This is a genomic window from Citrobacter cronae (assembly GCF_016893685.1).
Classification (GTDB): domain Bacteria; phylum Pseudomonadota; class Gammaproteobacteria; order Enterobacterales; family Enterobacteriaceae; genus Citrobacter; species Citrobacter werkmanii.
Map to the genome: position 1 here is coordinate 568,635 of NZ_CP069763.1, position 8,890 is coordinate 577,524.

Sequence of the window (8,890 nt, forward strand, 5' to 3'; positions counted from 1 at the left end):
AATGGCTGACTCTCAACACGCACAAGGTCCAGGCAAAAGCGTACTGGGTATTGGACAGCGGATCCTGACGATTCTCGTTGAGATCGTAGAAACGCGGTTGCGGCTGGCCGTCGTGGAACTGGAAGAGGAAAAATCAAATCTCATCCAGATCCTGCTGATGCTTGGGCTGACCATGCTGTTCGCGGCGTTTGGGCTGATGAGCCTGATGGTGCTTATCATCTGGGCCATTGATCCGCAATATCGCCTGAACGCAATGATTGCCACCACCGTTGTGCTGTTGGTTATGGCGCTTATTGGCGGGATATGGACTCTGCGTAAAGCTCGCAAAACAACGCTGCTACGCCATACGCGCCACGAACTCGCAAACGACAGGCAGGCCCTGGAGGATGATGCATAATGAGCAGTAAAGTCGAACGTCAACAACGTAAGGCGCAACTGCTTGGGCAGATCCAGCAGCAACGGCTGGATCTGTCTGCCACTCGCCGCGACTGGCTGGAGGCCACCGAAGTTTACGATCGTGGCTGGAAAACGTTGCTGAACCTACGTGGCTGGGTGTTAGTCGGGAGCAGTATTATGGCGGTGCGCACCATCCGGAACCCCAATCGGCTGGTACGCTGGGCTAAGCGCGGTTTTAGCGTCTGGAGCATCTGGCGCCTGGTTAAAGCGACCATCAGACAACAGCAACTGCGCGGCTAATCCCTCCACTCCCTAACCTCAAAATTTTTGAAAAAATTTGACAGTTTTCCTTGCTAACAATTGTCATTAAGCACGTTTATGATTCTCTCCATCGACAGCAACGACGCGCTCTGCAGCGTCGTTGCACACAAAACACAATAAGCCGCCTGAGTGGTTTCCTGGAGTGAATGATGAAGAAATTAGAAGATGTTGGTGTACTGGTAGCGCGCATTCTGATGCCAATCCTGTTTATTTCCGCAGGCTGGGGAAAAATCACCGGATATGCGGGTACCCAACAGTATATGGAAGCCATGGGCGTGCCTGGTTTTATGTTGCCGCTGGTCATCCTGCTTGAGTTTGGCGGTGGTCTGGCAATCCTGTTCGGCTTCCTGACCCGTACTACCGCGCTGTTCACCGCAGGCTTCACGCTGCTGACAGCGTTCATCTTCCACAGCAACTTTGCGGAAGGCGTGAACTCTCTGATGTTCATGAAAAACCTGACCATCGCAGGCGGTTTCCTGCTGCTGGCTATCACCGGTCCGGGTGCATTCAGCATCGACCGTGTACTGAATAAAAAGTGGTAAGCGAACTATACTGAACACATGAAAAAGCGAGGAGACATCTCCTCGCTTTTGCTATCTGAGGAGGCGATAAAATGGGACAACTGATTGACGGCGTATGGCATGACACCTGGTATGACACCAAATCAACCGGGGGAAAATTTCAACGTTCAGCATCGGCTTACCGCAACTGGCTCACCGCGGATGGCGCACCGGGTCCAACGGGCGAAGGGGGATTCGCTGCCGAAAAAGACCGCTATCATCTCTACGTTTCTCTGGCCTGTCCGTGGGCGCACCGTACGCTGATTTTGCGTAAGCTCAAAGGGCTGGAACCGTTTATTTCCGTTTCCGTTGTGCATCCGCTGATGCTGGAAAACGGCTGGACCTTTGATGATACCTTCCCGGCGGCAACCGGCGATACGCTGTATCAACACGAGTTTCTTTACCAGCTCTATTTACACGCCGATCCGCATTACAGCGGTCGGGTAACCGTCCCGGTGTTGTGGGATAAAAAAAATCACACCATTGTCAGCAACGAATCTGCGGAGATCATCCGCATGTTTAACACCGCTTTTGATGCTTTGGGCGCAAAAGCCGGGGATTACTACCCGTCAGCCCTGCAAAGTCAAATCGACGAGCTGAATGGCTGGATTTATGACAACGTCAATAACGGTGTGTACAAAGCCGGATTTGCCACCAGCCAGGAAGCGTACGACGACGCCGTGGAAAAAGTCTTCCAATCCCTGGCGCGTCTGGAGCAAATTCTGGGGCAGCATCGCTATCTGACCGGCAACCAGTTAACAGAAGCAGATATTCGCCTGTGGACCACGCTGGTACGTTTTGATCCCGTGTATGTGACCCATTTCAAGTGCGACAAATACCGGATTAGCGATTATCTGAACCTGTATGGTTTCCTGCGCGACATCTACCAGATACCGGGCATTGCGGAAACCGTCAATTTCGATCACATCCGTAATCACTACTTCCGTAGCCATAAAACCATTAACCCGACTGGTATTATTTCTGTTGGGCCGTGGCAGGACCTTAACGAACCCCACGGGCGTGACGAGCGTTTCGCGTAATTTACACTGGCCCCTTTGGGGAATACCGATTAGTTAAGCATGTATGGCGAACATGTGATTYTKGCTCAGGGTTCCGTTCACCTCMGCGGTGTCATTTCTYTGAAACGCCGTTACCCGTGAACGTGCAAGGGAGGCTCACCGCCGCCTCCCTTGCAACCCAGGCTCCCGGCGGGAAAATCGTCGCTGCGCGATTCATTCGTCTTATGCCGTCTGCCTGTCGGGTCGGGGCCGAGCCTGCATCCCTGCAGGCCATCCCCTCTGCCCGCATCCCTGCGGGCAGACCCGGTCAGCCGTCAACGCCTCATCGATTTTCAGCCGGACATGGGTCATCGCTTCAACGCTCTGACTTCCAGTAAAATCTGTTTTGCTGTTCAGATATATTCAAATAAAAATACAGATGGTCAGGTGTGGCTGGTCCGGCTGAAAATTGCCGACGTGTTTCYGTAAGGCCGGGAGAACCCGCAGGGATGCGGGTTCAGGGCGCGCTTTRCARGGACGYTWCATCGCGCCCGGCMCGRAAGCCTGRAGGAATRAGCGGAGGGAACCACGAAGTGGCAATTTTCCGTGCCGGGAGCCGGGATTGTAAAGGGCGTGGCGGAGAACGCCCTTTACACGTTCACAGGAATCGATGTYTCAGAGAAACRATGAACATRAGGTGAACGGAACCCTTTCTCTGAGASMGCATATTCATAACKTCTACCACACTGGCGATAGTTTCTGAAACTAAGGCGTTCACTGATAAGTATTACCCATCAGCGGGCCAAATAATTAACACATCAAACATTTACCATCATTTCATTCACAGCTATTCTTAATTTGATTGCTTTAAAAACAAGTAATTGAATGCAGAACGAGGCAAAAATGGATTGGTATTTAAACGTATTAAAGAATTACTTTGGTTTTGGTGGTCGCGCGCGTCGTAAAGAATACTGGATGTTTGTGCTGGTCAACATCATCTTCACGTTCGTGCTGGGTATCCTGGACAGAATGCTTGGCTGGGAACGCGCCGGAGGGGAAGGCATCTTAACGACGATTTATGGGGTTCTGGTGTTTATCCCCTGGTGGGCGGTACAGTTCCGGCGTTTGCATGACACCGATCGTTCAGCCTGGTGGCTGCTGGTGCTGCTGATCCCGATCGTTGGCTGGTTGATTATCATCATTTTCAACTGCCAAAACGGAACTCAGGGGAGCAACCGCTTCGGGCCCGATCCCAAACAGTTATCCTGACGTAGCATATGTAGATGCCTGATGGCGCTGCGCTTATCAGGCCTGCAACATACTCCGTCCTCCAGGCCGGATAAGGTGCAATTGCACCGTATCCGGCGTAACAGTCCGGCTATTTTCCCGCAAACAGTTTCGGGATTTCCCGCAGACACCAGGATTTCGCCTCGCCCATACTGTCTCGCCGCCAGGCCATAATGATATCAATTTCACTTGTCGACTCTGGGCTTACTACCCGCAACCGACCAGCCGCAATATCCTCTTCCACCAGCGGGTATGGCATCGTCGCCACGCCCAGTCCGGCTAACAGCGCCTGACGTTTATCTTCTATCGAACTCACCGTCAGACGAGGTTGTTTATCCAGCAGTTGCACGGTCAACACCGGACGTTCACGCGCGGTATCCGCCACCGCGATACCACGGTATTTCACGCGGGTAACTTCTGATAACGGTTCCGGCTCCTGATGGATAGGATGATCCGGTGCCGCCACATACACATTCATCAGCGAGTACAGCTTGCGCGAGTTGATTTCTGAAGATGAGCGAAAATGCATATCCGGCGCAATCACAATATCCGCTCGCCCTTGCTCCAGACGCTCCCACGCCCCGGCCAGAACTTCGGTGATAACGGAAAGCTGGGTATTAGCCTTCCCGGCAAGCCTGTCGATCAGCGGGAAAAACGCCGCCGTCGGCACCAACGCTTCGGTCACGATAGTCAGATGCGTTTCCCACCCACGCGCCAGCGCTTCGGCATCGGTAGTCAGCTTATCCGCAGCTTCCAGCAGGACGCGTCCACGCTCCAGCAGCATACGCCCGACGTTGGTGAATTTTGTGCGGTGACCTGAACGGTCAAACAACACGACGTCCAGCTCTTCCTCCAGCTTCTGCATGGTATAGCTGAGGGCTGACGGAACCCGCCCCAGTTCATCTGCCGCGGCGGCAAAGCTACCGCGTCTGTCTATTGCGTCCATGACGCGTAACGCTTCAAGCGTTAAAGCCCTTTCTTTGGCCATCTCGTTCTCATTCAGGAAATTTGAACATACCGGGCAGAATATCTGGCTAACAATGCAGCGTCTAGCCATTTAACATAAAAGGAAGTAAAGAGAGGTCAAGAACTATGATTACTACCCGTACAGCCAAACAATGCGGACAGGCAGACTACGGCTGGCTGCAGGCCCGTTATACCTTCTCCTTTGGACACTATTTTGATCCTAAACTGCTGGGTTATGCCTCGCTGCGTGTTCTGAACCAGGAAGTTCTGGCACCGGGGGCCTCTTTCCAGCCACGTACCTATCCGAAAGTGGATATCGTCAACCTGATCCTCGAAGGGGAAGCTGAGTACCGCGACAGCGAAGGCAACCATATTCAGGCCAAAGCAGGCGAAGTGCTATTGCTCGCGACACAACCCGGGATCAGCTATAGCGAACACAATATCAGTAAAGATAAGCCGTTAACCAGAATGCAGCTCTGGCTGGATGCCTGCCCGCAGCGCGAAAATGCCTGCGTGCAGAAAGCCACGCTGAGTGCCGGTAAGCATCAGCTGCTGGCCTCGCCGGACGGTGAGCAAGGCAGCCTGCATCTGCGCCAACAGGTTTGGGTGCATCATGTTGAGCTGCAACAAGGCGAATCGCTCAGTTTTCAGTTACATGGGCCTCGCGCTTATCTGCAGTCGATCCACGGCAGATTCCATGCGGTGACGGCTGGCGCCGAAAAAGAAGTCCTCACCTGCGGCGATGGCGCATTTATTCGTGACGAGACTAACATAACGTTAGTCGCCGATACCCCGCTGCGTGCTTTGCTGATAGATTTGCCCGTATAGTCATGGAAAACAATGGAGTACGGCTATTGAGCAAGAAAAAAACAAAAAAACGCCAGCCTGCGGCTGAGCCGCAAAAACAGAATACGGCGACTTTCGGTTATGAAGAAATGCTGACAGAACTGGAAGCGATTGTGGCCGATGCCGAGCTACGGCTCGAAGATGAAGAAGCCGCCTGAAAGGCGGCTAAGAGTGATGCCGGGTGGCGGCTGCACCTTACCCGGCCTATAAATTAATGCGCTTTACTGGCCATGATCTCAATGATCTGCTTGTCGGTTTCCTGCATTGAACGACACGCCAGCGCGCACAGGTTAGTGATAGATTGCTCCACGTTATGCGCCACAATCCCTTCGTTACCCGTTACGGCAGTATCGTCCAGTGCCATCAGCACCGCTTTCCACGCCGCAGATGCGCTGGTTGAAACTTTCATCGCGCAGCTGTTTGAGGCCCCATCGCAAATCATTCCGCTCACGTCGCCAATCATGCTGCTGATCGCCATCGCAATGGTGTTGTAGCGCCCATCGACAATCCATGCCATACCCGCCGCAGCGCCCATCGCCGCCGTGGTTGCCGCGCACAGTGCGGACAAACGTGGAAGCTGATGATGGATGTAGATTGCGCTCAGGTGAGACAGCATCAGCGCACGCGCCAATTTTTCCTCATCCGCGCCAAAGTGATCAGCAACGACCATCACCGGAACGGTGGCGGTAATACCTTGATTACCGGAGCCGGAATTGCTCATCGCCGGTAGCGTCGCCCCGCCCATTCGCGCATCCGATGCCGCACTGGTACGGATCAGAATAGCGGTAGACAGATCGTTTGCCAGCAGGCCACGCGCGCACTGCTTCTCAAGCGTAGTCCCGATGTGCAGGCCCCAGTTGCCGCGCAGCCCTTCCTGCGACAGCGCCCCGTTCAGTTTTGCCGCATCGAGAATAAAGCGGATTGACGAAAACGGCACCGCATTCACAAACGCCAGAATCTCTTCCAGCGAGGTGTGAGACAGTACCGCCAGCGGTGATTCCTGCTCCTCTTCCTGAGTGCTCTCTTCTGTGGCGAACACCACACCTTTGTTGGTTTCAATGCGCACAACGTTGGTATGGCCGCCAACAATGGTCACGCACGCCCATCCTTCAGCGCTGTACACTTTCGCGCGGGAAAAGAGAATATCTTCGCAAGGCTCCTGCAGCATCACCGTAACCTTTCCGGCGCTCAGCATCGCTTTGGCCTGCGCCACCGCCTCAGCCGAAGCGTCTTTCAGCACTTCCAGCCCGGCTTTGGCATTACCGCCGATCGCGCCCAGCGCGGCGGCAATCGGTAACCCCACCATGCCAGTCCCCGGAACGGTCACTCCCAGGCCATTTTTCATCAGGTTTGGCGAGACCCACGCATCAATGCGTTCAACCGCGCCTTCCAGCTCAGAGGAGGCGACGGCCGCCGCTAGAGCCAGAGAGATAGGTTCCGTGCAGCCCAGCGCGGGCTTCACTTCTTCCTGCACTGCGCGAATAAAACTATCCCATAATGGATTCAATGTAGTCTCAAACATAACAACAACCTTTGCTCAGATAACTCAGGAAAATGCCAGGAACGGAGAAACGCACAGCAGCAGGCCCGTGATAATAATCAGATACAGAGAGGCGCCTTTGTATTTGTGCAGTGCTGGAACTTTGTAGACCAGCCACGCCGGGATCAGACAACCCACCATGCCGAAGATTGGGCTACAAATAGAGGTGAAGCTCAGTACCGGCGCATTGAGCACAATTGCGCTCCAGGCCAGTAAGATGGCGAAAACCATAATGCCGCGCTGCACCAGGGTTTCATTGATTTTCTCGGCTGGCATTTTACGGCGCAGCACGTTCATCACGATCCCCTGAGTGGCTTCACGGAAGCCTAAATAGACGCCGAAGAAGGCGGTCATTACGGCAAAGATGTTCAGGATAACGCTGACGATTTTCACCCAGCCAGCGCCATCGCCGCTGATAAACTGCGCGGCAATCGCCAGAGCGGAAATGTTCTGCTCATAGGCTTTAACCGCTTCGTCATGACCCATCGCCAGCGTGAAGGAAACGGCGTAGAAAAAGACCGTAACGAACAGAATACCAAACGCGATGTTCATAGCGCGCAGCGCTTTATGACGCGCCACCTCAATGGATTTTTCGCGAGAACGATATGAGATAACCATTGGGCTCAGAGTCTGAATAAACAGAATCGAGGTCAGCGTAAACGGCAGCGTGATAATCGCGTTTTTGATCAGCAGCGCCATCGGCGGCAGCGAACCTACGTTATATAAATGCCACATCCCTACCATCGACACGCCAAGCGCCGCTACCACCAGCAGCTTGGTCAGTACCATACCGGTAGAGATTTTAAACAGCAGTTTTTCCCCGCGTGACGAGATGGCCACCAGGATACAAATCAGCACCAGGCCATAGAACGGGCTGTCGGACAGTAAGCCTTCAGTCACGCCAAACGTGTGCAAATAGGAGGCGCTGTCGTTAGTGATGGCGGTGGAATAGACGAACATCCAGATGACCAGCATCACAAAATACAATGCCCCCAACAGGATGCCCCAGTTTTTACCCAGGTAGCCGCTGATCACGCTCGGGTAGTCTTTACATTCCGGAGATTCAGCCAGTGTATTGATAAACAGACGCTGGAACAGATACATGGCAGGGTAGCCAATAATGGAGGAGAGTAAGAATACCCACAGCCCCATCAGCCCTACCTGGACGGGAAGAAAAACAATTCCCGCGCCGATTGCCATACCGATACTCATAATGACCCAGCCGGTGTCCGTGCTGTCGAATTTAATGGCTTCGCGCCATTCGCTTTCGGTCATTCCCGCCCGACGCGCCGGAGCAGATGCGTCGAGTATTACGCTGCTATTCGTTGCCGTTTCCATAATTTCCCGCTCAATGTGTAGGTAGAGGTTTTTTATTTTTTTCGTACTGCTTAATGCGATACGCAGTACATAAGGTGCAGGTGAGCTATTGGAGTAATGAATAAATGATACGCGCGGGATCAGAGAAAAACTTCACAAACAAACCCCTGTAATTTCTAAAAGTTAAGAAATAATTTCTCTTTTAATACCATTAAATGTATTAAATTTCTGTTTTTGAAGCAGATCACAACAAAAAAGGTGCTCTAAAGTACTAATGYTKGTCAGTTAACACCTCACCTTCTGCGTTTTTTGTTAAAACAGCAAAACAGATTTAACTGGAAGTCAGAGCGTTGAAGCGATCCCCCCGGTCCGGCTGAAAATCGATGAGGCGTTGGCGGCTGACCGGGTCTGCCCGCAGGGATGCGGGCAGAGGGGACGGCCTGCATGGATGCAGGCTCGGCCCCGACCCGACAGGCAGACGGCATAAGACGAATAACTCGCGCAGCGACGATTTTCCCGCCGGGAGCCTGGGATGCAAGGGAGGCGGCGGTAAGCCTCCCTTGCACGTTCACGGGTAACGGCGTTTCAGAGAAATGACACCGCGGAGGTGAACGGAACCCTGAGTAAGAATCACATGTTCTCCATACATGCTTAACTGA

At 53.2% G+C, this 8,890-nt stretch carries 10 protein-coding genes; 7 read left to right on the forward strand and 3 right to left on the reverse strand.

Translation table 11 applies throughout. The annotated features are described in order from the left end of the window. The first annotated feature begins 1 nt into the window (after position 1). From JSN25_RS02295 to JSN25_RS02315, 5 genes are all read left to right on the forward strand, one after another. Entirely contained in the window at positions 2-397 is a 396-nt protein-coding gene (locus JSN25_RS02295; protein WP_038634082.1) for a phage holin family protein, read from the forward strand. Next, entirely contained in the window at positions 397-696 is a 300-nt protein-coding gene (locus JSN25_RS02300) for a YqjK-like family protein (RefSeq protein WP_150345450.1), read from the forward strand. Before JSN25_RS02295 ends, JSN25_RS02300 begins: the two co-directional genes overlap by 1 nt. Positions 697-866: 170 nt before the next feature. Then, a complete protein-coding gene (locus JSN25_RS02305; protein WP_032940735.1) occupies positions 867-1,259 on the forward strand; it encodes a DoxX family protein in 393 nt (130 codons plus the stop codon). Between the two features lie 71 nt (positions 1,260-1,330). Next, entirely contained in the window at positions 1,331-2,317 is a 987-nt protein-coding gene (locus tag JSN25_RS02310) for a glutathione S-transferase family protein (RefSeq protein WP_038634087.1), read from the forward strand. An 861-nt stretch (positions 2,318-3,178) separates the two neighbouring features. Further along, a complete protein-coding gene (locus JSN25_RS02315; protein WP_038642883.1) occupies positions 3,179-3,544 on the forward strand; it encodes a DUF805 domain-containing protein in 366 nt (121 codons plus the stop codon). Positions 3,545-3,653: 109 nt separating this feature from the next. On the opposite strand, the gene yhaJ is transcribed toward JSN25_RS02315, so the two are convergent. Then, positions 3,654-4,550 (reverse strand): DNA-binding transcriptional regulator YhaJ, encoded by an 897-nt coding sequence (gene yhaJ / locus JSN25_RS02320; RefSeq protein WP_016154624.1) that lies wholly within the window; start codon positions 4,548-4,550, stop codon positions 3,654-3,656. Between the two features lie 104 nt (positions 4,551-4,654). Here yhaJ and JSN25_RS02325 point away from each other — a divergent pair, with 104 nt between their 5' ends. Continuing rightward, positions 4,655-5,356: a pirin family protein gene (locus JSN25_RS02325; protein ID WP_204525418.1), complete on the forward strand. Its 702-nt coding sequence runs from the start codon at positions 4,655-4,657 to the stop codon at positions 5,354-5,356. 26 nt (positions 5,357-5,382) lie between these two features. Continuing rightward, positions 5,383-5,532, forward strand: a complete 150-nt coding sequence (locus JSN25_RS02330; RefSeq protein ID WP_170973652.1) for a hypothetical protein — start codon at positions 5,383-5,385, stop codon at positions 5,530-5,532. A gap of 53 nt (positions 5,533-5,585) precedes the next feature. On the opposite strand, the gene JSN25_RS02335 is transcribed toward JSN25_RS02330, so the two are convergent. Beyond that, entirely contained in the window at positions 5,586-6,896 is a 1,311-nt protein-coding gene (locus JSN25_RS02335) for an L-cysteine desulfidase family protein (RefSeq protein ID WP_150345451.1), read from the reverse strand. Positions 6,897-6,920: 24 nt separating this feature from the next. Next, positions 6,921-8,252, reverse strand: a complete 1,332-nt coding sequence (locus tag JSN25_RS02340) for an SLC5/6 family protein (RefSeq protein ID WP_038634097.1) — start codon at positions 8,250-8,252, stop codon at positions 6,921-6,923. Positions 8,253-8,890 lie beyond the last annotated feature (638 nt).